This is a genomic window from Pseudomonas sp. TWR1-1-4 (genome assembly GCF_049897165.1).
In the GTDB taxonomy this organism is placed as follows: Bacteria; Pseudomonadota; Gammaproteobacteria; order Pseudomonadales; family Pseudomonadaceae; genus Aquipseudomonas; species Aquipseudomonas canadensis.
Window position 1 is genome coordinate 313,039 of the sequence record NZ_JAFCVS010000007.1, and the last position, 21,973, is coordinate 335,011.

At 59.8% G+C, this 21,973-nt stretch carries 19 protein-coding genes; 2 read left to right on the forward strand and 17 right to left on the reverse strand.

From position 1 onward, the window contains the following. Positions 1–7: 7 nt before the first annotated feature. Positions 8–859 carry an efflux RND transporter periplasmic adaptor subunit gene (locus ACP7C6_RS23485; protein ID WP_028618914.1) on the forward strand — a complete coding sequence of 284 codons (852 nt, stop codon included), beginning with the start codon at positions 8–10 and terminating at the stop codon, positions 857–859. Between the two features lie 17 nt (positions 860–876). Here the strand turns inward: ACP7C6_RS23485 and ACP7C6_RS23490 are convergent, their stop codons facing one another. Both ACP7C6_RS23490 and ACP7C6_RS23495 read right to left on the reverse strand, forming a co-directional pair. Continuing rightward, positions 877–1,278 (reverse strand): DUF4440 domain-containing protein, encoded by a 402-nt coding sequence (locus tag ACP7C6_RS23490; protein WP_311894629.1) that lies wholly within the window; start codon positions 1,276–1,278, stop codon positions 877–879. Beyond that, positions 1,275–2,459, reverse strand: coding sequence for an MFS transporter (locus ACP7C6_RS23495; protein WP_426109297.1), 1,185 nt, complete (start codon positions 2,457–2,459; stop codon positions 1,275–1,277). Before ACP7C6_RS23495 ends, ACP7C6_RS23490 begins: the two co-directional genes overlap by 4 nt. 111 nt (positions 2,460–2,570) lie before the next feature. Between ACP7C6_RS23495 and ACP7C6_RS23500 the strand changes: the two genes are divergently transcribed. Beyond that, entirely contained in the window at positions 2,571–3,428 is an 858-nt protein-coding gene (locus ACP7C6_RS23500) for a LysR family transcriptional regulator (protein ID WP_028618917.1), read from the forward strand. Between the two features lie 2 nt (positions 3,429–3,430). Here ACP7C6_RS23500 and ACP7C6_RS23505 read toward each other — a convergent pair whose 3' ends face one another. The 15 genes from ACP7C6_RS23505 to alg8 form a co-directional block, all read right to left on the reverse strand. Beyond that, positions 3,431–4,060: a TIGR02646 family protein gene (locus tag ACP7C6_RS23505; RefSeq protein WP_308908369.1), complete on the reverse strand. Its 630-nt coding sequence runs from the start codon at positions 4,058–4,060 to the stop codon at positions 3,431–3,433. After that, positions 4,053–5,399, reverse strand: a complete 1,347-nt coding sequence (locus ACP7C6_RS23510; RefSeq protein WP_426109298.1) for an AAA family ATPase — start codon at positions 5,397–5,399, stop codon at positions 4,053–4,055. Before ACP7C6_RS23510 ends, ACP7C6_RS23505 begins: the two co-directional genes overlap by 8 nt. Before the next feature lie 91 nt (positions 5,400–5,490). Further along, positions 5,491–6,303 carry an SDR family oxidoreductase gene (locus ACP7C6_RS23515; protein ID WP_308908370.1) on the reverse strand — a complete coding sequence of 271 codons (813 nt, stop codon included), beginning with the start codon at positions 6,301–6,303 and terminating at the stop codon, positions 5,491–5,493. A 14-nt stretch (positions 6,304–6,317) separates the two neighbouring features. Beyond that, positions 6,318–6,782, reverse strand: a complete 465-nt coding sequence (locus ACP7C6_RS23520) for a hypothetical protein (RefSeq protein ID WP_028618919.1) — start codon at positions 6,780–6,782, stop codon at positions 6,318–6,320. Positions 6,783–6,926: 144 nt separating this feature from the next. Then, positions 6,927–8,378, reverse strand: coding sequence for a mannose-1-phosphate guanylyltransferase/mannose-6-phosphate isomerase (locus tag ACP7C6_RS23525; RefSeq protein ID WP_028618920.1), 1,452 nt, complete (start codon positions 8,376–8,378; stop codon positions 6,927–6,929). Between the two features lie 210 nt (positions 8,379–8,588). Then, positions 8,589–9,245 carry an alginate O-acetyltransferase AlgF gene (locus ACP7C6_RS23530; RefSeq protein WP_016978194.1) on the reverse strand — a complete coding sequence of 219 codons (657 nt, stop codon included), beginning with the start codon at positions 9,243–9,245 and terminating at the stop codon, positions 8,589–8,591. Positions 9,246–9,261: 16 nt separating this feature from the next. Further along, entirely contained in the window at positions 9,262–10,434 is a 1,173-nt protein-coding gene (locus ACP7C6_RS23535; protein ID WP_028618921.1) for an alginate O-acetyltransferase, read from the reverse strand. 11 nt (positions 10,435–10,445) lie between these two features. Then, a complete protein-coding gene (locus ACP7C6_RS23540) occupies positions 10,446–11,987 on the reverse strand; it encodes an MBOAT family O-acyltransferase (protein WP_028618922.1) in 1,542 nt (513 codons plus the stop codon). A 236-nt stretch (positions 11,988–12,223) separates the two neighbouring features. Beyond that, the gene (locus tag ACP7C6_RS23545; RefSeq protein ID WP_028618923.1) at positions 12,224–13,333 is read right to left on the reverse strand and encodes a mannuronate-specific alginate lyase; all 1,110 of its coding nucleotides are present in this window, start codon (positions 13,331–13,333) and stop codon (positions 12,224–12,226) included. A 24-nt stretch (positions 13,334–13,357) separates the two neighbouring features. Beyond that, positions 13,358–14,803 carry an alginate O-acetyltransferase gene (locus ACP7C6_RS23550; RefSeq protein WP_028618924.1) on the reverse strand — a complete coding sequence of 482 codons (1,446 nt, stop codon included), beginning with the start codon at positions 14,801–14,803 and terminating at the stop codon, positions 13,358–13,360. A gap of 11 nt (positions 14,804–14,814) precedes the next feature. Continuing rightward, positions 14,815–16,389, reverse strand: coding sequence for a mannuronan 5-epimerase AlgG (gene algG / locus ACP7C6_RS23555; RefSeq protein WP_028618925.1), 1,575 nt, complete (start codon positions 16,387–16,389; stop codon positions 14,815–14,817). Further along, positions 16,389–17,876: an alginate export family protein gene (locus tag ACP7C6_RS23560; protein WP_068932442.1), complete on the reverse strand. Its 1,488-nt coding sequence runs from the start codon at positions 17,874–17,876 to the stop codon at positions 16,389–16,391. Before ACP7C6_RS23560 ends, algG begins: the two co-directional genes overlap by 1 nt. Beyond that, positions 17,873–19,264, reverse strand: a complete 1,392-nt coding sequence (gene algK / locus ACP7C6_RS23565) for an alginate biosynthesis TPR repeat lipoprotein AlgK (RefSeq protein ID WP_028618927.1) — start codon at positions 19,262–19,264, stop codon at positions 17,873–17,875. The genes ACP7C6_RS23560 and algK overlap by 4 nt, the downstream gene beginning before the upstream one ends. Before the next feature lie 2 nt (positions 19,265–19,266). Beyond that, positions 19,267–20,433, reverse strand: a complete 1,167-nt coding sequence (locus tag ACP7C6_RS23570; RefSeq protein ID WP_028618928.1) for an alginate biosynthesis protein Alg44 — start codon at positions 20,431–20,433, stop codon at positions 19,267–19,269. A gap of 50 nt (positions 20,434–20,483) precedes the next feature. Next, positions 20,484–21,965, reverse strand: a complete 1,482-nt coding sequence (gene alg8, locus ACP7C6_RS23575) for a mannuronan synthase (RefSeq protein ID WP_161634133.1) — start codon at positions 21,963–21,965, stop codon at positions 20,484–20,486. Positions 21,966–21,973: the final 8 nt, after the last annotated feature.

Below are 21,973 nucleotides of genomic sequence, written 5' to 3' on the forward strand. Positions count from 1 at the left end.
TGCCCCGATGAAAAAGTTTTTCAGCCTGCTCGCGACCTTGCTGGTACTGGCCTTGGCCATCTGGATTGGCCGCACGCTGTGGGTGCACTACATGGAAACCCCGTGGACCCGCGACGGGCGTGTGCGTGCCGATATCATCAACGTCGCCGCCGACGTCACCGGCGAAGTGGTCGACGTGCCGGTGCGTGACAACCAGTTGGTCAAAAAGGGCGACCTGTTGATGCAGATCGACCCCGAGCACTACCGCATTGCGGTCAAACAGGCGCAATCGCTGGTGGCGTCGCGCAAAGCCACCTGGGAAATGCGCAAGGTCAACGCCCATCGCCGTGCCGACCTTGATGCCCTGGTGATCTCCAGGGAAAACCGCGACGACGCCAGCAACATCGCCGACTCGGCGCTGGCCGACTACCAACACGCGCTGGCGCAACTGGAGGCGGCCGAACTCAATTTGAAACGCACGCAGGTGGTGGCGGCGGTGGATGGTTATGTCACCAATCTGAACGTGCATCGCGGTGACTACGCCCGCATCGGCGAAGCCAAGATGGCCGTGGTGGATATGAACTCGTTCTGGGTTTATGGCTTCTTCGAAGAAACCAAGCTGCCCCACGTCAAGGTCGGTGATAAAGCCGATATGCAATTGATGAGTGGCGAGACCTTGAAGGGGCATGTGGAAAGCATCTCGCGAGGCATCTACGACCGCGACAACCCCGAAAGCCGCGAACTGATTGCCGATGTGAACCCGACCTTCAACTGGGTGCGCCTGGCCCAGCGGGTGCCGGTACGGATTCATATCGATGAGGTACCGGAAGGGGTGTTGTTGGCGGCGGGGATTACCTGCACCGTCATCGTCAACCCATAATCCTGCAGGAACTGGCGTTATGCCTTGATGAAGGTTTCATGCAAATGGCGCCACAGCAGCGCGCCACTGGCCTGCTTCTCGAACACCACCGTGGCACGGCGGTCGGTCTGGGTGCCGCTGGCATCGATCTGATGCTCGCGATAGGTCACCGTTGCGCCGCGCGCATGCCGGTCAATCCCGGTCATTTCACTCAAGGTGATCTTCAACCCCGGGCGCATGCCGCCCAGACGCGTGAATAAAGCATTGACCCCAGCCGCATTCACCCTGGTGCCAGTGGCGGGGGCGACCATGCTGAACTCAGGCGAGAAACGCGCGAGCAAGCTTTCCAGGGTGCCCTGCGGCGCAACGCCGGCAAACCATTGTTCGATCTCGACATGGGTCTGGATCACTTCGTCAAAAAAATCGCTGTAATCGATCATCGGTGAGGCTCGCTGGCAGGGTGAAGCAGTGCGCGTATTCGGGACGTATCCAGACGCAGCACCGCAAAAAGAGGCAGCAGTGTCAGGGCTGCCGCCATCGTGAAGGTTATGGCGAAGGAATCCAAGGCCGACAGTAATGCACTTAGCGCCGCTGCGCCCAGGCAGAAGCTCAGTTGTCGGTTGATGTTCCACAGGGCGCTGGCATGGCCCATGCGTTCGGCGGGAATATCGAGAAAGGCCAGGGTCTGCGCGGTACTGCTGCACAGGCTGCCTCCCAACCCCATCAACAAATAGGCTGGAATGATCAGTGCAGGGCCATTCAGCAACAGGATGCCCAGGCATTGCAGCAGCATGCCCGCCAACAACAATGGCTTCGGACCACAGCGGTTGAACAGTTTTTTGCTGAGGAAAATCGCCAGTGCCGACGCCAGTGCCCACGGCAGCATCAAGGCGCCGGTCTGTGTGGCGTCGTACCCGAGGCCGCGAAGATAGAGTATGGCGATGAGGCTAGTACCGATGAACACGCCGGGGATGCACAGGTAGATCAGCATCGCGGTGCGCAGCATTGGGCTGCGTATCTGTTGGAAAATACTGCCCACGTCCAGTGGCACACGACGGCTCGACGGCCTGTCAGGTTTTATCCACAGCACGGTCAGCAGCAGGGTCATCAACGCCAGTGGCAGATTGGCGTAGAAGATCCAGCGCCACGACACGTTGTCGACAATCAAACCACCCAGCGCCGGCGACAGCGCCGGTACCAGCAATGCCACCGACATCACTCGCGCTGTCAGTTGGCTGCGTTCAGCCGCCGGGAAATGCCGGTAAGCCATGGCCTGCCCGACGGGAATCAGCAAGCCACCGCCCAGCCCTTGCAGGGCACGCCAGCCGATCAGTGTTTCAATCGAACTCGCCTGGCCCACCATTACCGATGCCCCGGCGAACAGCAACAGGCTTGCCGCGATCAGAGTTCGCTCCCCCATCACCGCAGCCAACCAGACACTGAGCGGAATGATCACGGTCAGGCCGAGCAGGTAGGCGTTGCTGATCCATGCCAGTTGCGTGACCGAGGCATGCAGTTCGTGGGCGATATCCGGGTAGGCGACCGTGGCGACAAACATGTTCACCAGGTCCAGGGCAAAACCTAATAAAAAGATCCAGGCGACTTTCGAGCGGTAGGTCATGAGTGCGATCCAGCGAGTGAAGCGGGCAGGGTAGGTGGGTCGTGCTGTTTGGGATACGTTGGTTTGCCTGTTACTTTGTCAAAAATATTTTGACAAAGGAGGCCGCCGCCGATGGTCAGCCTGGACCGATTCGACACCTTCAAGGCCGTGGTCGAGGCCGGCTCTCTCACCGCTGCCGCTGACCTGCTGGGCCAGACTCGCGCCGTGGTCAGCTTCAACCTCAAGCGTCTGGAAGCAGAACTGGGCGTCACTCTGCTGACCCGCAACACCCGTCAACTGGCGCTGACCGATGCCGGCGAGCGCTTCTACCTGCGCTGCACACGCATGCTCGAAGAGGCGCGATTGGCGGTGGAGGAGGCGCGCTCGGAGCATGCCCAACTCAAAGGCACGTTGCGCATCACTACCACCGTGGAATACGCATTGGCCGTGGTTGCCCCGGCGGTCGAAGCCTTCCGCCGCCTGCACCCGGACCTGGACATACACTTATCCACATCCTCCACTCACGCGGACCTGATCTCCGAGCGTTTCGACGTGGCGATTCGGTTGGGACGCTTGCTGGACTCCAATCACCGCGCGGTGCAGTTGTCGACGTTCGAGGTGTTCGCCGTGGCGGCACCACAGTTTGGAGGGGTTGATACGCTGGATGACTTGGAACAGTTGCCCAAGCTGGGACATAGCCGATTGACGGAGTTGAGCGTGACCGATCCACAAGCCGGCGAACATTCTTATCGCCCCGGCCATGCGTCGCTAGTCGCCGACAGCGCAGCCGTTCTCCAAGCCTTCGCCGTGCGTGGGCACGGTGTGGCGGTGTTGCCGCAATGGCTGGTGCAGGATGACCTGGACGCCGGACGATTAGTGCGCCTGTTGCCGGACCATCGCTTTGCCCCGCAAGGGATCTACGCGATGTATCCGGACACCCGGCATTTGCCCCTGAAGGTGCGGGCGTTTATTGACTTTATGAAGGGTTAGGGTCAGGCGTTGATTTGGCGAATAACATTTATCAAGACCGGCGAGAATGGCTTGAGCTGTCTGTTTTCATCGGGTTGTTGCAGCTCTTCTTCAAGAATTGTCAGTAGGTCGATATTTTCTGTAGTGAGATCAGAACCATCCATGCGGCTGTTGAAAAGAAGCGCATTGATGATGTCTCTCCGATCATTGAATAGTGCTCGATTCCTTTCGCGACTGTCTCCCAAATTCAGTACTTGAATAGACGTGACAGCTCTTGGGCTCAGCCCTTCCACTCGCCCCGAGAGATAAAATTTCACCTCGGTTTCGCATTCATCCATCAGCGCAGTGAGCGGCAATGCCTGATGGGCGTGCGAATCTCCGCACTGGTTGGGACGATTACAGCTCGCGACGATATTGGAATAGTCCACTGTGCGATTGGGTGAGATCCTCTGAGCTTCCATATGCTCATTATGCGCACTGTCGAGCGTGATTGCGTTGCAACAGTGAGCACATAGGCCGTATTGCTCTTCTATGCAGGCTTGGCGAATGGCGTTTCTTTCTTCGTGCGTTAACTCGGGGTAGCGACCTCTCGGGTTCGCGCGTCTCCAGCGCGTCAATGCTGCTGGTTCACGTCCTTTAGTGATCTTACGCACTGCGCAACTCCAACTTGCGAATCAGGAGAGCTGCTTTAGTCAGCTCAATGTGATCAGGGGGAAGGTCTGCTGAAAGTTCTTCGAAAAGGGCCTTAGCCTCTTTCAAGTTTTTGTCTTGCAGAAGATCCAGTAGACGATCCAGGCGGTCCTGCACTTCACTGTTGCGTGCATCCGTGTCCATGACGCTGAGCAGCACCTGATTGGCATCGAGGCCATAAAGGCCATTGCGTTCTTCCAGCTCACCGTCGTCGAGGACGTAGCACAGGACGTCCTTGGTATCGCTGATTACCAGTGGTGAGTGAGTGGTCAGGATGAATTGGCAGTTGGGGAAGGTTGCCGTTAGTTGTTGGATCAGGCTGCGTTGCCATTTGGGATGGAGATGGAGATCTACTTCATCAATCAGCACCACACCATTACCGTGTAAAGGATTTTCGAGCGCAGGATTCATTATGGAGAGACGGCGCGCAATATCCCCCACCAGAGCCATCAGGGACTTTTCACCTTGAGAAAGCTGCGCAACATTAAGTGTTTCACCATTCTTATCGATAGCCATATGCAGGTTCGGCGATCTTTGAACCCGTAAATTATTAAAGCCGGGCATGAAAAAGGCTACGGCGGAACGTACAGCAGATAGCTGCTTATCTCTTGAAGCGTTCTGTACTCGGTTAAGCTCGTTGACGAATTTTTTATCTGATTCAAACGTACTTTTTAAATGAGTCAAAACATTCAAGGGAATCCCAGCTTCATTTTCACTGTCTTCCCTATCGCGGAACCATTCAAAAAAGCTAGCGAAATTCACGCCTCCGCCAAGTGCGCTTTCATATCCAGCAAGTTGATCCACCTTCTTATTCGATTTTTTTATATTCAGCGGAATTTGCAAAACAGATCTTTCTACCGGATAAAAAGCTACGAGAGGTAAAGAGATGTTTTCGTCTACCAATGCCCAATGATAACGGTAGTTACCAGCTAGCTCAGTGGCATTTGCGAGCTCGCTTACAGCAGATGCCGCACGACCCTGGCGTGATTGAGATAGTGTCCAATAGTAGTCGGAGCGATTTGAATGAGCGGCATCGCTGATGAGAATGAAGATGGCAGCAGTGTTGGCTGAGTTATTGATTGCCTCAGTGGGAATCGGCGAGCCTCTTCCTTTATCGGTCCTCACCCTGGCAACGAACCAACTCAGTGCCGTAGCCAACGACTTCAAAATCGTCGTCTTCCCCGCCCCGTTATTCCCCACGAACACCGTCACCTTCGACGCGTGCTTTTCGGTAGGCGCAAAGGCGACTTCCAAGTCGGTAAAACGACCGACGTTGTTCAGTCGAATTTTTCTGATTTCCATCGCATTACCCTTGTGGGGCCAGTCAGTTTCAAGAGGCAGGCCGCGATTATGGCACTCATCCCAGATTTTGGCAGGTGGGCTTCATGCTTGCTTACAACATGCCACTTAAGCCGAAGCGTTTCTTCAACACCTTCTCCAGCAACCCTTTGGGCAACAACGCCGCCATCAACGGTAACGCGCGGCTCCCATTGCCCGAGCGCAGCAGGCGGGGCGGTTGTGGTTGTTGCACAGCTTTCAATACATCCGCCGCAAACACATTGGCTGGCGTCGGCTTGTCCTGGGAAGCCTGGCTGCGCGCACGGATGCCGTCGCGCAACGGCCACCATGGCGATTGTTCATTGATCAACAGTTCGGCCTGGGCGCCGGCGTTTTTCGCAAAACGGGTGTTGATGGCGCCGGGTTGCACTTCCATGACCTGCACGCCAAACGGCGCCAGTTCCATGCGCAGCGCGTCGCTCAACGCATGCACGGCGGCTTTTGACGCGCAATAGGCCCCCGCAAACGGCGTTACCAGCACACCGGAAACACTGCCGATATTCACCACCAATCCCTTGCTGCGCCGCAGGGCCGGGAACAGCGCCTGGGTCACACCGACGATGGAAAACACATTGGTCTCGAATTGGCGTTGCATCGCCTCGGTGCCGCCGTCGAGCAACGGCCCCATGGCGCCATAACCGGCGTTGTTGACCAGTACATCCAATTCGCCCAGTTGTTCGGCCAGCTGTTGCAAAGCGGCGCTGTCGTTGACGTCCAGTTCGACGGCATTAAAGCCGGCAGCGGCGAGGGCGGCGACGTCTTCCGGGCGGCGGGCGCTGGCCCACACCGTGTAGCCGGCGGCTTTGAATGCGTCCGCCAGGGCACGGCCGATGCCGCTGGAACAACCGGTGATCAGTACGTTGGGCATGGATCAATCCTTTGTCAGTCCGAAAAACTGCCTTGCAGGTGCTCGGCGCGAAATTCCAGGGTTTGCGGGCGGTAGCCGGGGCGCAGAGGCGGAGTGGGCAGGCAGTCGTCCCACGTGGCGCCGGCTTGCAACTCACCGGGCCCGCGATAGCGTGGTGCGGCATAGACGTTGTCCGCGAGGTTCACCGTATCGCCCGGTGCGTAGGCGGCGACGCGCCAACGCAGTTCGGTGAGCGGCACATCGTTGCCATTGTTCAGCGTCAGTTTGAGCGGTCGGTCGGTGGGGCATTCGTCGGCAGCATAGGTGATGCGCAGCTCCAGGCGGGCCAGTTGCGAGGCTTCCCGGCTGTCCAGCCACACCACCCAGATCGCGACGAAACCCAAGCCCACGGCGGCCGCAAGGGATACGGGCAGTGCCTTGGCGGGGTAGCGCAGCAACAGGATCAGCCAGGTGATGATCAGTAGAACGCCGAAAAACATGGAGACCACCTCAAGTAGGGAATGAGCATCCTAACTTAAGCGTAGGTGGGATTGATCACCACGGCCCCAAAGAAAAAGCCCCCGCCCAACCGGCTGCGGATAGGGGACGCAGTCGGCTGGACGGGGGCTTCTTGTACGACTGTTTTACTGCGCGATAGTTTTCACCGAAACACCACGTTCAACCGGCGTCGAGCGACCGTAGATATCTTCAAAGCGCTCGATGTCGTCTTCACCCAGGTAGCTGCCCGATTGCACTTCGATGATCTCCAACGGGATCTTGCCCGGGTTGCGCAGGCGGTGCACCGAGGCGATCGGGATGTAGGTGGACTGGTTCTCAGTGAGCAGGAACACGTTCTCGTCACAAGTTACTTCGGCAGTACCGCTGACCACGATCCAGTGTTCGGCACGGTGGTGGTGCATCTGCAGCGACAGGCACGCGCCCGGCTTGACCGAGATGTGCTTGACCTGGAAACGCCCGCCCATGTCCACCGAGTCGTAGGAGCCCCACGGACGATAGACTTCGCAGTGGTTCTGGGTTTCGCTGCGGCCCTGGTCGTTCAGGGTGTTGACCATCTGCTTGACGCCCTGGACCTTGTCCTTGTGGGCAATCATCATCGCGTCCTTGGTTTCCACCACCACGATGTTATCCAGGCCGATCACCGACACCAGTTTGCCGTTGCCATGGATCATGCAGTTGCGGCTGTCCTGGATCACCACGTCACCTTTGCTCACGTTGCCGTGCACGTCTTTGTCGTTGACAGCCCACAGCGAGGCCCAGCAACCCACGTCGCTCCAACCGGCACTCAGCGGCACCACGCAGGCGCGCTGGGTTTTTTCCATCACGGCGTAGTCGATGGAATTGTCCGGGCAGCAGGCGAAGGTGGCTTCGTCGAAGGTCACGGTGTCGGCGGTCTGTTCGCTGCGCTCAAGCGTCAGCAGGCAGGTGTCGTAGATGTCCGGATCGTGCTTTTTCAGCTCTTCGAGGAAGCGGCTGGCGCGGAACAGGAACATGCCGCTGTTCCAGAAATACCCGCCGCTTTTGACGAACTCGACGGCGCGTTTTTCATTGGGTTTTTCCACGAACTGCTCGACGCGGCTCACGCCCTCGGGCAGCAGCGAATCGTTAGTAGACTTGATGTAGCCATAACCGGTTTCCGGACGGGTCGCCGGTACGCCGAACAGCACCATCTCGCCACGCTCGGCGGCCACGGTGGCCAGGGCCAGCGCACGTTGCAGGGCTTTCTGGTCGTCGATTACGTGGTCGGCGGGCAGCACCAGCATCAGTTCGTCGCGCCCCTCATTGACCAGCATCATCGCGGTGAGGGCCACGGCCGGCGCGGTGTTGCGGCCGAACGGCTCCATCAGGATGCGCTGGCTTTCCAGCTTGCGGGCGGCCAGTTGCTCGTTGACGATAAAGCGGTGGTCCTTGTTGCAGACCACGATTGGAGCGTCCATACCTTCAAACACCAGGCGTTCCAGGGTTTGCTGGAACAGTGTGTGTTCACCGGTCAGAGCCAGGAATTGTTTAGGGAACTGTTTACGGGAAAGCGGCCAAAGACGTGAGCCGCTACCACCGGAAAGGATGACTGGAATCATGGGTGTTTCTCCTTGAATCGATTTGGGTCAGAGCTACGAAGGTTTGTCGTTTCACTCTTGTTTTTGTCTCGGTCCGACCGGACTCCTCGGTCCCTGTGGGAGCCGGGCTTGCCCGCGATGCAGACGACTCGGTTTGTCAGGGATACCGAGGTGATGCCATCGCAGGCAAGCCAGCTCCCACAGGGGAGCGGAGCCAGGTCGAAAATCTAATTAGCGGGTCGATACAGGGCGTTTCACCCACACTGGCGACAGGCTCGAACCGGAACCGGTGACGTAGAGCACCGCTGCCTCACCACGCTCCAGGGCCACTGGCTTCACATCGCCGACTTTCTTGTCACCGTCATACAACGCCAGGCTCACCTTCACCGGGTTGATTTCACGTTCGCCACGACCTTTGGCCGCCACCGACTTGACCACATCAGTCTTGCCGTCAGCCGTCTTCAAGGTCAGGGCCTTGTCGCTGAGGTTCTGCACGCGGACCAGGGATTTCTGCTTGTTCTTGAACGGCGGTTCTTCGATCAGCTGGGGCTGGCCGCTGCCGCTGTTGACCAGGGTGTAGTAATGGTCGGCGGCGAGTTTGACCGGCACGGTCTGGCTGCCGACTTTGGCGCTGTAGTCACCGCCAGGCATGAAGCTGAAGTCGCTGCTGGCCAGTGGTGCAACATCGCTCAGGTTGGTGGCGCCAACAGTGGCGCTGACTTCCTGGTTGCTGGCGTTGTAGATCCGCACGAAGCTCGAGCCTTTTGGCGCGGTCGGGCCGTAGAGGGCGGCGTCGCCGCCGGCGAACGCGGACATCGATACGAAGCTCAAACCGGCTGCAATGGCCAGGGTTTTAGCGAGACGACGAGGAGTTGTAGTGAAAGTCATGTGAGTTACCTCTCTTTCAGTTTTGCGCCCGGTCGGGCGTCTCGGATTTTGTGGTGTTGATTGCCATGTTCTGTTGGCGCGAACCGGCTTGTTTAAGCTGCGCAACCCACGCGGGGTCGGCATCACCGATTTCGTTGTTCACGGGCAGATAACGTTCAGGAAACTCCCAGATCAGCACCTGGGGCGGGCTGTTCTTGAAGTCATCGCTTTTCAGGTAACTGAGCATCGGCAGGATCGGGCCGTGGCCGTCTTCGGCATAGCTGACCACGTCGCTGCCCAAGGCTTGCTTGAGGGCGCCGACGAAGTTCCAGTTGGGGTTGGCGCTGTAGCTGGTGCCTACCAGGGCCACTGGGGTTTCGCTGTCGCTGAACAGGGCGTCGTCGCCTTTGGTTTCGGCCAGGTGCGTGACGCGTTTTTCCAGCGGCTCTTTAGGCGGCATCAGGTTTTCGAACAGCGGGTCCAGCGGCAGGAACAGACGCAGGTCGCCTTTATGCGGCTCGGTTTTTTCCGCCTCGGTGACAAATCGCTGTGGCTCGCCGCTCAGTGGGGTCTTGTCGGCGATGGTCTTGGCCAACTGTTTGGCGGCGATTTCAGCGCCGTCCGGAGTCCAGTGGGTGTCGGTACGCAGGAACACTTGCTTGCCGCCGAGCTTGGCCTGTTGCAGCGGGCCGAGCAGGTCCGGGGCGATGATCTTGTCGGCGGCGACGCGAGCGTGGAAGTCGTCGTACAGGTTGGCGTGGATGCTCGCCGGTTTCACTTCACCCAGGTGTTCCGGGTAGAGGCGCACCTTGGCTGGCACGATCGCCATCACCAGCTGAATGCCTTGGGCTTTGAGCTTCTGGCGCACGCCTTCGACCAGCGCGTAGTTGCCTTGCAGGTTCTGGTCTTCGTTGACGGCGGGGTTGAACTCCTCATCGCTGTACAACCAGTGATCGCGGCCCAGCACCACGCCAGGGCGGCCTTCATTGAACAGCTTGTAGTCCAGCGCCGCCCATAGGTTGGTGCCGATGCGCTTGATCGGGAATTCGTCGTCGTAGTGGGTCTCGACGGCTTTGGTCCAGCGACCGTTGAGCACAGTGGCGTCGGCGTTGGTGCTGAAGCCGAAGAAACTGCGCAGCGACCAGGCACCCAGGGCTAGCAGCAGCACCAGGAACAGGCCGATATAGAGGACGCGTAATGAACGGGTCATGGTCGGCTCCCTCAGAATTGGAAGTAAAGGAACGGCGAGAAACTCTGCGCCGACAGTTTGAGAATCGACGCCACGAACAGCAGCAGCACCGCAGCGCGCATGGCGTAGCGTGGCCAGTCAGCGGTCCAGTAGGCCGGTTGTACGGCGGCATCTTTGCCCACGGTGAAACCGGGCTCGTGGATGCTGCCTGGGTTGTCGCCCGGTACGGCCTTGATCAGGCTCGGATCGGCCGGCTTGGTTTTCTCGGTCTTCTCGGCAGGACGGTTGGTGTAGAAGTCGCGCAGGCCAAAGAACGCCAGGGTTGCGTACGCCACCACCAGGGTTGCCACTTGCAGGCCGGTCAGGTTGGCGCGGTTGAGTTCCGACAGCGACCACTCGCCAAAGCTGAACATCGCACCGTACATACGGCCGGCGACGTGCAGGTTCTCGGCGCGGAAGATTACCCAGCCCATCACCACCAGCAGGAAGGTGAAGGCCCAACGCACCGGGTTGAAGCTGCGCGGCGAAGTGTTGAGGCCGATGGCTTTTTCAATCGCCAGCCACATGCCGTGCCACGCACCCCAGACGATGTAGGTGATGTTCGCACCGTGCCACAGGCCACCGAGCAGCATGGTCAGGAACAGGTTGCGGTAGGTGGTCAGCGTACCTTTACGGTTGCCGCCCAGGGTGATGTACAGGTAGTCACGCAGCCAGGTGGACAGGCTGATGTGCCAGCGCCGCCAGAACTCGGTGATCGACTGGCTGATGTACGGCTGCTTGAAGTTCTCCATGAAGCGGAAACCCATCATCAAGCCCAGGCCGATGGCCATGTCGCTGTAGCCGGAGAAGTCGAAGTACAGCTGCGCGGTGTAGGCCAGGGCGCCGAGCCAGGCGTCGCCCGTGGTCGGGTTTTGCAGGGCAAAGCAATGGTCGGCCACCACGGCGAGGGTGTCGGCAATGAAGACCTTCTTGATGAAACCCTGCATGAACCGCGTGCAGCCCTCGGAGAACTTGTCGAGGGTGTGGGTGCGGTTGTTGAACTGGTCAGCCAGGTCGCGAAAGCGCAACACCGGGCCAGCAATCAAGTGCGGGAAAATCGCCACGAACGCCGCAAAGTCGATCAGGTTGCGGGTCGCCGGGGTATCACCACGGTACACGTCGATGATGTAGCTGATGGACTCGAAGATGTAGAACGAGATACCGATCGGCAGCAGCACGTGGGTGAGGATGAATGGCTCCAGGCCGGCCGACTTCATCATGACGTTGATGCTGTCGACGCCAAAGTTGGCGTACTTGAAGTAGCCGAGGATGCACAGGTCAACCACCACGCCGAGCAGCAGCCAGCGCTGGGCCGGCTTGGTGCGCACGCCAGCTGCACCGACCTTGAGGCCGATCCAGTAATTCCACAGCGTCACGGCGGCGAACAGTGCCAGGAAGTCCACTCGCCACCAGGCGTAGAACACGTAGCTGGCCAACAGCAGCAGCAAGTTGCGATAGCGTTGCCCGCTCAAATAGTACAAGCCGAGAAAGATCGGCAAGAACAGAAACAGGAACACATTGGACGAGAAAACCATCCCGATCTCTCCATGTTTAACCAACAGTCAAGGGCCAGAGCCCCCCCAAACCCCCCATGGTTTCCATGGACGGCGATGCAGCTTTTTGTGGTGAGCGGGCTTGCCCCGCGCTGGGCTGCGTAGCAGCCCCAAAACCCCACGTCGCGGTATACCTGGCACACCGCGACGAATCGATTAGGGCCGCTTCGCAGCCCAGCGCGGGGCAAGCCCGCTCACTACAGGTAATCCATTCAGCCTTAGGAACCTTTGTTGCCTTTTTCATGCGTCGGGTCGTAGACCTTGGTCAGGTCACCCCCGAGGCGGAACGTCTTGAACGGCTGCATCCCGTGCTTGCGCTCGAGCACATCCGGCGCGCAGGTGTAGAGGGTGCAGAAAGGTTCGAGCCAGGCGAATTTCATGTCCTGTTTCAAGTCCTTCATGTCCTGCTCTTTGCCATTCTTCTGTTCGAAGATCTCCGGGTCTTTCACCCCGGCCAGCACCTTGTCACCCAGGCGTTTGAGCGCGCCGTTGTTTTCCTGGCGCAGGTCCACACCGTTGACCAGCGCGAAACTGGCGATCATCGACAGCGGCGGCAGCGCGTAGTTGTGGTAGGACAATGCGCGTTGCTGACGCTTCAATTCGTTCGGCAGGAAGCCCTGGTCATCGACCTGGTTCGCGCCGACCTTGTATTCCTTCACCGCCCAATCAAACAGGTCGCGACGGTTGACGGCGACGGACGTTGCCATCACCGACCAGGCGGCCCAATAGGAGTGGTTGTTGGTTTTTTCCAGCGGCAGGTTGTCCCAGTCGCTCACCACCTGATCGGCCAGTTTGTTGAACCAGGCTTCGATCAGCTGCGCTTCCTGCTGGTGGTTGGCCAGCGGGTGCGAGTCGGAGAACTTCAGGCGTACATAGGCCGAGGCCATGCTGCCCAGCGCCCATTTGCGCATGGACTTGCCGGTATGGTTGAAGTCCTTGGACATCAGTGCGTCTGCCCGAGCCCAAGTAGCCAGCCAGTTGAGCGTGCATTCCAGCTGCTCCGGGCGACCGTCGCGCATGAACTGCATCACGCGCTTGCTGGTGTCTTTTTCCAGCTTGGTGATGTCGGCGGTGCTGTCGCGGAAGGCTTTTTCGGATTGCACATTCAGCGTGGAACGGGCCTTGTCCGAACCTTCGTACTTGCTGCGAAACTGCAGCGAGCCGGTGTACGGCGCCGGCATGGCGTCGCAGTCATTCTTGAAGTCGCCGGTCTTGAACGCTTCCACCGGGGCGAAATAGCCCTGGGGTGGACGCAGTGGCGCGGCGGCGTTGACTGAACCGGCGAAGATCGCCAGGCCCAGCAGCGTTGGAATCAATAACTTCTGCATAGGTAACCTCATTGCGCACTTACTTCACGGCAGCGAAGCAGTCTTCTGACCGCCGCTAGGGAATACGTTGCGTGTGCAAATTTTCGCTTCGACTTTCTGCGCGGCAGCGCCCGCTTCCGGACCCTGCACTTCCACGGCCAGCAAGTTCTGCGAGGCCCAGTCTTCATCAGTGCGCAGTTCAAAGGCGAAACGCCCGTCTGTATCGGATGTTTCGGGTTTCTCGATCTTGATGTCCTCGTGGCGACCGTTCATGTACCAGAGGGTGGCTTGCAGGGTTTTCACCGACGGGTCGGCGAAGCGGATATCAACCTGGTGATTGGCATTACGCAGGTCTTTGTTCGAACTGTTCACCATCAATTCGTTCTTGCCGGGTTTCAAGGTGGTGCTGGCTGTCATCTGCGCGGGTTTGCCTTCGCAGCCGTTGTCCAGCAGCGACATCATCTGGCGGTAGATGGTCTCCTGATCCAGGCGATACAGCGGCGAGAATTCCCAGATGAGGATTTTCGGCGGGGTCTTCTGGAATTCGTCGCTGCCCAGGTACTGGATCATCGAGCCTTCCAGGCCACCGCCGGGGAAGGCGACGTTGAGGATGTCAGCACCGATTTCCTGTTCCAGGAACCCGGCGAAGTTGTAGTTCTTGCCGCTGTGGCTGGTACCGACCAGGGTGATCTGCGGGTTGCCCGAATCGCCGAACAGGTCGCCGTCGCCAGCCTCGCCTTTGGGCTCGGTGGTGAACTGGTCCATGTACTGGATCGCGTAGCTGGTGCCGCACAGTTGCCCGGCCATGTTGTGCAGGGTGCCGGTCTTGCCCATGCGCCCGGAGCGTTTAGTCTCGAATTCACGCTGTGGGATGCCGGCAAATTCAGGCATTGCACGCACTTTGGCGCCGACGATTTTCGCGGTGCGCTGGGCGCCATATGGCGTCCAGTGCTGGTCGCCGCGGAAGTAGAAATCGTGGGCCGGCAGCTCATCCGGCAGTTGCTCATTGGTCAACGGCGACAGGTCCGGCACCACGTAGCCCATCTTGGCGAAACGGCCGAGCATGGTCTTGTAGTTGCCCAGTGCCTTGTCGAAATCGAACTTGGCTTTTTCTTCAGGATTGAGCTTGTTGCGGTTCACCAGGCCGCGAGTCGGCTGGTAGACCACCACCAGTTCCACGCCCTTGGCCTTGAACGCATCGTGCAGCTGTTGCATGCGTTTGTAGCCGGACGGTGTGGTGTCGAATTCGGTGCGTAAGTCTTCTTGGGTACGGAACAGCCAGTCGCCCTGGGCTTGCACCAGGGTGGTGAAGTTCTGCTGGTAGCGCGTGGTGTAGTTCTTCGCATCGTGAGCGGCCGGGCACAGGCTGCAGCACGGCTCGGCGGTAAAGGTCGGCGCCTTGATTTCGTCGGCGCGTACGCCCTGGCTGGCCGCGAGCAGGCCGAGGGTCAGACCCGAGAGGCTCAGCAGTTTGATCATGTGTGGGTGCATAAGGGTCATCCTCAGTCCTGCAATTCGGTCTGGCGTTCGACAGGGTCGATCAGCACGGCTTTCTGCTGGCGCACCAGCAGGTCGAGAATCTCTTCCTGGCGATCGCCCAGCACGCCGTTGAAGCTGATACCGCTGGACTTGGTCGGCGCCAGCATCGACACGCGGTACAGCTCAACGCTCAATGGCGAGTCGATGGACAGCGGCCCGCTGCCGTTACCCGCCAATTCACCGCCGACCACGATCAGCGAGACCTTGGCGTCGAACGGGTCGAGGGCGATGTCACGGTCGGTGTCGGTCAAGTCCTTGATGTGGCCGTACAGCCCGGTGAGGCCGTTGGCCATCGAGGTGTTTTCGTACAGCTTGATATTCACGCTGTTACGCACCCGGATGCCGTGGCGACGGTTGGCGATCACCTTGTTGCCCCACAGCAGGTTGTCACCGCTCTCATAGAGGGTGATGCCATCGGTGTGGTTACGGTAAAACTCATTGTCGGCCACGATGTTGTTGACGCTGTTACGGTCGAGTACCAGACCCGAGAGCTTGTTGTCGTAGCTGCGGTTGTTGAAGATGAAGCTGTCGTTCACTTCCCGGGAAATGATGATGCCGTGCTTCTTCTTGGTGCCGTAGACGGTGTTGTCCGCGATGATCAGGCCGTGGGAACGGTCATGGGGGTCAATGCCGTAGACGATGTTGTCTTTGTAGGTATTGCCCTTGATCACGAAGCCTGTGGTCTCGTAGCAGTAGAAGCCGTACCACATGTCCGAGAACTCGGAGTCGATGATCCAGCCGGTCGGCTCCGCACGCTTGAGCACCTTGGCCATGTTCGGCGTGTACTGGGAAATACTCACCCCGTACGACTTACTGTTGGCGTAGCCGAAACTGGCCATCTTGGTGTTGGAGATGTACGTCTCGGTACCGCCCCAGGCCAGCAGGAACGGGCGAAACTCCTTGGGCGACTTGAACAGTGCCGGGCCGTTGGCCTTTTCGCTCCAGCCGGTGACTTTGGTGTCACGCACAAACAGCTGGCCATCGTTGATCAGGAACGAACCGGCTTCCTGAGACAGGCGCAGCTCCTGGGTCTTCTTGTCGATTTCCAGGATGCCCTTGCGGCCCACCACGATCGGCAGTTTGGCCACGAACACGCCCGGCGAAGTCTCGCTCAGGTACTGCTTGGGCACCTTGCCCAGCAGGTCTTTGAGGTTCATGTAGCCGTCGTCGACAAAGATCGCCTGGGGAATGCCGTGCTGGCGCACTACCCACTCGGCCATCTTGTTGTCACCGCCGATGAAGTCCTTGAGGGCGTCTTCCTGCATCATGCGGCGGATGCTGATCTTGCCCGGCTTGCTTCTGACGATCTTTTTTTCCATTGCCGCATCGGTGTAGCCCGACAGATCCGGCAGGGCCGGCTTGGCCATTTCCAGCGGCGCGGTAGGCGGGCTGGAGATGGTGTAGGTCTTGGCCTGTTGCAGCTCTTTGGCGATGGTTGGCGCCTTGACCGGCTGCGCGGTGTCGGCGAAGGCGGTGGCGTTAGCCATCAGCATCGCCGCGACCAGCAACTTATGAGGTTTCATAGCGCAGGCTCCCATCAGAATTTCCAGATCACGTCGACGAACGCGCGGTGCATGTACGAGTCGACGTTGCTGCCATAGGCGTCGCCCGGCTTGAATACGCCAGCACGAAAGCGCACCAGGGCCGACGGTTCGTCAATGGACTGGCTGAGGGCGGCCGGAAGCAGGCCGGTCTTGAAGTATTTGGTGACGACCAGGTCCATTTCCTGGCCCAGGTCTTTCTTGCCGTCTTCAAGCGGCAGGGAAGTGCTGGACAGGATCGCGCCGGTCACATCGTCGGTATTGTTCTGCACCGCGTCGATGCCGTTGCTGCCGACTGGCTTGTTGCCGTCGACACGCCAGAACTTGTGGTACACCAGGCTGGCGTCGTAGTCCTCACGCAGCTGCCAGGAACCGAACAGGCTCATGGACTGCATGTTGTTCATCTCGCCACGGAAGGCTTCACCGAAGCGATGCACGCGGGACTGGGTACCGGTCCAGTTCGACCGGTTGCTTTGCAGGCCGTTCTGTTCGTACTCGGCGCTGGCGCGGGAGTAGGCCGCACCGACTTGCCACTGGGGATCAAGGCGCAGACGCACGCCGAGGTCGGTGGCCCAGCCGCTGACATCGTCGCTGCGCTTGGCGTTGGTCGGGCGAGTGCCGTCGGCGTTCAATGCGTTGACCGAATCACGGTCACCGCGCATGCCGGTGACGCTGGCCCAGTAGTTGACCGTGTTGGTGTTGCGCCAGTTATAGGCGTCACTGTTGGCTTCGATGCCGAGCCAGCTCAGGTCGCCATTTTCACGCTTGTCCAACGAGTCGGTCGGTACGCCGGGCTCCGGGTAGTCGAGCTTGCCGTTGTCATGGGTGTGGTGACCGCGCAGGCCGATCCACTGGCCGGGCGTCCACTGGTAGGCGGCGTCGGCGTACAGGTGCTGACGGTCCTTGTCTTTGGGCGACAGCTCCTTGAGGTCAGTGCGGTATTCGCTGAAGCGTTCGGCAACGCCGACATTGGCCTTGAGCAGGGTGGTGTCGAAAGTCCAGTTCAGCGCTTCGATGTTGGTGTCGCGCCATTGGCCGTCGTCGTTGCGCAGGCGTTGGCGACCCAGCTTGAGGATCTCGCCAGGGTAGGGCGTGAAGCCGCTGTAGCCGACCCAGAACTCGCGCATGGCCAAGTAGTTTTTCTTGGTCTTGCGGTCGTTGTTGGTGGTCTGCTGGTTTTCGTCATCGGCCGACTGTTGCAGCGGGTCGGTCTCGATGATGTCGCTGGAGACCACCGCCTGGCCCATGGCGTAGGCGCTCCACGCACCGCTTTCACCGTAGATCCAAGGGCGCAGGTCGAGGCCGACACCGTTGACGTCGCCGCCTTTCTGCGTGCCGAGGTCGCGGTCGTCTTCGGACTGCGCGGTGGCTTTGACTTCCAGGCCGAAGTTCTTGGCTTCGGTCAGCGCGGCCAGGGTCGGGCACGACCACAGCAGGGCGAAGGTCAGGCCGATGCCGGCCTTGACGAATGGATTGAGCTTCATAGGGATTCCTCGCCGTCTTCTTCTTCCAGGGCGTGCAGTTGCAGCGTGCTCTGGGCCAGGGTGCCGCGCGCGGCCAGCTCCTGTTGCACCAGGCGTTGGCCTTGAGCGCGTTGCTCTGGCGTCAGCGGGGCTTCGAGCTGCGTGGCCAAGTCATTGGCTTCTGGCGTGTCCTGGGCTTTGGCCAATTGGCTGAAGACATAGGCATTCAATGGGTCGGGCTTGGTGCCCTTGCCTTGGGAAAACAACTGGGCGATGGCGAAGTCGGCGCTGTTCTGGCCGTTGCGCGCAGCGGTCAGCAAGTGGTCCAGGGCTTTTTGCGGATAGACCTTGCCCAGGTAGCCACGGCGGTAGATCTGGCCGAGGTAGTAATCGGCGGCGACTTCCTTGCCCACGGCTTTTTCGAAGTGGGCTTCAGCGGCCTTGGCGTCGGCCGGCACCCATTTGCCTTCGTAGTAGAGCTTGCCTAGCAACAGCTCGGCGCGCGGTTGGTCGGCGGCACGGCCGTTGTCCAGATACTTCATCATCTGGTCGACGTCGCCCAGTTCCGGGAAGTCGTAGAGCAATTGCGCCAGGCTGACCCACGAAGCCGGGTAGCCAGGAGCGATTTTTTCCAGCAGCGCCTGGGCGGTTTTTTCGTCCGTCTTTCCCAGCGAAGCGTCGCCCAGCACGCGTGCCACGCTATCAACACGTTGTGCGGTAACGGTGCCACGGCTGTAGCCGGCTTCCATCTGCTTGAGCAGCTCGGCCTGTTTCTCAGGTTCGGCTTTTTTCTGGTAGACCGTGGCCAGCTCGACGTAGCAGATATCGGTGGTGTTCAGCGCGGCTTTACAGATGCGCTCCACATCATCCAGATGCTGGTCGTAGGTGTCCTGGGTGCGATACAGCAGCACTTGGGCCAGGCCGGCTTCCGGGTAACCGGCGGCCTGCCACTTGCTGATCTGCTGCTGGGCATTCACGTTCGGGAAGCTGTGCGGGTATTGCAGGTACAGCATCGCCAGCGGGATCAGGGTGTTGCCTTCGCCATTGGCAAAGGCTTTTTTCAGCAGGCCTTCGGCTTCATGGTGTTCGGCTTCGGTGCTGCCAGGCTTGGCCACCAGCAGGCGACCGAGACGGGCCTGGGCGCGGGGCGAAGTGTCCGCCGCCGCACGGTAGGTGGCTTCAGCCTGTTTGATTTGCGCCGGATCGCGGGTGCCTACCTGGATATCGGCCAGGCCCACCTGGGCCTCGCTATAACCCAGGTCTGCCAGTTGCTGGTAATTCTGCTGCGCGGTGACGGTGTCGCCACGTTTCAAAGCTTCGTTAGCCAGGCGTTGGTCGGGCAGGCCGGCGCAACCGGCGAGGGCGATGGCCAGCGCCAGGGGCACCGGCAGGTTTCGAAGGGCGCTCATGATTAAAGACCCGCAGCCATGGCTTTATCGATCAGCCAGTTCAGCGAGGGACCACGGTCGCTGGTCACTTCCACCGGGCGGCCGGCGTAGGTGCTGTCCAGCGGTGCGTCAGGCTTGATCTGCACGCGGATGTCGGAGGACAGGTCGGCGCTGTTCAGGCTGGTGCTGCTGACGATGGTGCCGGTGCGAATCTGTTCTTCGTCGGCCACCTGGAAGCTCACCGGCGTACCTGGGCGAACGTCGGCGAACTGGCGATAGGTGAAGCGTGCTTCAACATTGGCCAGGCTGCCGCGTGGCACCAGTTGGAAGATCACGTCGCCTTTGTTGGCGTACTGACCGTCGGCGACCATTTGCTGGGCCACCACGCAATCGCACGGCGAGGTCAGGGTGCCAGTCATTTGCTTGCCGAACAGCTCTTCGACCTTGGCCGGTTGCAGTTGGTCTTCGTCCAGGTGGCCCTTGAGCACATCGAGCATGCTGGTGCTGAAGGTGGCGAGCGGCGCGCCTTTGGCGGCGATCGCATCACCTTTGAGCAGGCTTTGCACGGTGCCGTCGCGCGGCATGGTCACGTTCATGCCAGGTACGCTGACCAAGCCGGCCTGGGCATGGCTGACGAAATACATGCCGTACACCGATTTGAAGATGAAACCGAAGGCAGCCAGGCCGACGATGAAGATGCCTGCGCTGAACACCACGGCGCGTAGACGGCCGGCGGCGCTCATGTTGCTGCCGCCGTCCTTGACCTTACGCGCCTTGGTGAAGTTGTCGCGTTGCAGGGTCGCCAGCACGTCGCCCATGGTCACGATATCGCCGGACAAGTGCGAGGTGATCAGGTGGCGCAGGGTGGAAATATCCTGGGGTTCAAGGTTCTGGAACTGGCAACCGGTGCGGCCGGTCTGGCGGTCGAAGGAGCGGATTTGCAGCTCCACGTCCATCGCCAGGCCCAGGTTATCGATCACAAATTGCAGGCGGCCCTTGTGCACTTCGCCGACGGTCAACGGCTGGGTCGAGGTGAAGGCCAGGCCGCCGGCGGACAGGTCGATCACCCGGGCTTCGGTCGGCGTACGGTCAGTGTTGAAAAAGCGCAGCTTGGCCGGGATTTTCACGCGGGCATGTTGGCGCTGGGCTTCGGATTCGTGGACAACGTTGACGTTTGCTTGGCTATTCATGGTGTTCTGACTCATAGGTGTAGCTCCTAGTTAATTCAGGCTTGGCAGGGTCAGACCATCATCAGCAACACGGCGACGAAAATGCTGCCGGCGGAGAAGGTCATGGTCCGAGACGACCAGGTGTTGAACCAACGTTGAAAGCTGGCCAAATCGCGGGTCAGTTTGGTGTCCTGGCGGGTCCAGGACTGTTGATCAAGGCGGAAGAACACGTAGATCTTCACCAGCGCGCCCATGATCTGGTTGTAATAGAGAATCACCGGGTAGGCCGGGCCGATCTTGTGGCCGGAGCACGACAGCAACAGGGTGAGAATCAGGCGGGTGATGCCGATCCACAGCAGGTAAGCGAGGATGAACGCGCCGCCGTACTTGAAGGTGGCGATGATCGCCACGGTCAGGCCGAGCAGGGAGGTCCACATCGACACACGCTGGTCGAACAGCACGATGCTGGTGAACAGGCCGAGGCGCCGCACACCCAGGCCAAGGGCGCGGGAGTTCTGGCGCAGGTTGTTGCCGTACCAGCGGAACATCAGTTTGCGGCTGGCCTTGATGAAGCTCTTTTCCGGCGGGTGTTCCACGGTATTGATCGCGGCGTCCGGCACGTAGAAGGTGTCGTAGCCCAGGCGCATCAGGCTGAACCAGCTGGACTTGTCATCGCCGGTGAGGAACTTGAAGCGGCCCAGGCGCCAGTGTTGCAGCGAGTCGCTTTCCACGTCGGCGATAAAGCCGGGGTCGGTGACCACGCTGGCGCGGAACACCGACATACGACCGGTCATGGTCAGTACGCGCTTGGACAGGGCCATGGAGCACATGTTGATGTGGCGTTGGGCGAAGCGCAGTTTGTGCCACTCGCTCATGATGTAGCCGCCGCGCACTTCGCAGAACTCGTTGGTGGTCAGGCCGCCGACATTGCCGAACAGCTGGAACCACGGCACGGTCTTGCGGACTACGCCCTCGGCGAGCACGGTGTCGCCATCGATCACCGCAACTACCGCTCGGTCATCCGGCAGGTGGCGGGAGATGGCGCGGAAACCGAAGGCCAGGCCATCACGTTTGCCGGTACCGGCGATACGCACGAAGTCGAGCTTCACGTGTTCCGGCGGGTTCATGCGTTCCCACAGGCTTTTCACCAGCAGCTCATCGGACATTTCCACCAGCGAGCAGACCACGGTGGTCGGGAAGCCGCATTCGATGGCTTCACGGATCACCGAGCTGTAGACCTGCGCGGTGGTCAGCGCGTCGATACGGAAACTGGTGACCATCAGGAACACATGGGACGGGTCGGCCGCCTTGCCCAGCTTGCGCACTTTGCGGCGCAGGTGCGGGTAGACGACGTACAGGAACAGCATGCCGCGAAAGAAATGCGTAGCACCCATCGAGTAGCGCCAGATACCGACGGCGCCAATCAGGAAAATAAAATTCTTCGACTCCGAGTCGAACGTACTCGCCGGCAGCAGCAGCGCGAGTCCCATCAGCAGGCTGAGAAAGAACAGCCAGCCGGCGGATTGCATCAGTACATGTTTTAACTTGGACATAAGCGTCA

Excerpts from the sequence above, each read along its gene's own strand:
- ACP7C6_RS23520 (WP_028618919.1), bottom strand. The coding sequence starts at position 6,782 with ATGTTTTTCGGCGTTCTACTGATCATCACCTGGCTGATCCTGTTGCTG.
- ACP7C6_RS23495 (WP_426109297.1), bottom strand. The coding sequence starts at position 2,459 with ATGACCTACCGCTCGAAAGTCGCCTGGATCTTTTTATTAGGTTTTGCC.
- ACP7C6_RS23530 (WP_016978194.1), bottom strand. The coding sequence starts at position 9,245 with ATGACTTTCACTACAACTCCTCGTCGTCTCGCTAAAACCCTGGCCATT.
- ACP7C6_RS23485 (WP_028618914.1), top strand. The coding sequence starts at position 8 with ATGAAAAAGTTTTTCAGCCTGCTCGCGACCTTGCTGGTACTGGCCTTG.
- ACP7C6_RS23510 (WP_426109298.1), bottom strand. The coding sequence starts at position 5,399 with ATGGAAATCAGAAAAATTCGACTGAACAACGTCGGTCGTTTTACCGAC.
- algG (WP_028618925.1), bottom strand. The coding sequence starts at position 16,389 with ATGGGAGCCTGCGCTATGAAACCTCATAAGTTGCTGGTCGCGGCGATG.
- ACP7C6_RS23545 (WP_028618923.1), bottom strand. The coding sequence starts at position 13,333 with ATGCAGAAGTTATTGATTCCAACGCTGCTGGGCCTGGCGATCTTCGCC.
- ACP7C6_RS23550 (WP_028618924.1), bottom strand. The coding sequence starts at position 14,803 with ATGCACCCACACATGATCAAACTGCTGAGCCTCTCGGGTCTGACCCTC.
- ACP7C6_RS23540 (WP_028618922.1), bottom strand. The coding sequence starts at position 11,987 with ATGGTTTTCTCGTCCAATGTGTTCCTGTTTCTGTTCTTGCCGATCTTT.
- ACP7C6_RS23570 (WP_028618928.1), bottom strand. The coding sequence starts at position 20,433 with ATGAATAGCCAAGCAAACGTCAACGTTGTCCACGAATCCGAAGCCCAG.
- ACP7C6_RS23535 (WP_028618921.1), bottom strand. The coding sequence starts at position 10,434 with ATGACCCGTTCATTACGCGTCCTCTATATCGGCCTGTTCCTGGTGCTG.
- algK (WP_028618927.1), bottom strand. The coding sequence starts at position 19,264 with ATGAGCGCCCTTCGAAACCTGCCGGTGCCCCTGGCGCTGGCCATCGCC.
- ACP7C6_RS23490 (WP_311894629.1), bottom strand. The coding sequence starts at position 1,278 with ATGATCGATTACAGCGATTTTTTTGACGAAGTGATCCAGACCCATGTC.
- ACP7C6_RS23560 (WP_068932442.1), bottom strand. The coding sequence starts at position 17,876 with ATGAAGCTCAATCCATTCGTCAAGGCCGGCATCGGCCTGACCTTCGCC.
- ACP7C6_RS23500 (WP_028618917.1), top strand. The coding sequence starts at position 2,571 with ATGGTCAGCCTGGACCGATTCGACACCTTCAAGGCCGTGGTCGAGGCC.
- alg8 (WP_161634133.1), bottom strand. The coding sequence starts at position 21,965 with ATGTCCAAGTTAAAACATGTACTGATGCAATCCGCCGGCTGGCTGTTC.
- ACP7C6_RS23525 (WP_028618920.1), bottom strand. The coding sequence starts at position 8,378 with ATGATTCCAGTCATCCTTTCCGGTGGTAGCGGCTCACGTCTTTGGCCG.
- ACP7C6_RS23515 (WP_308908370.1), bottom strand. The coding sequence starts at position 6,303 with ATGCCCAACGTACTGATCACCGGTTGTTCCAGCGGCATCGGCCGTGCC.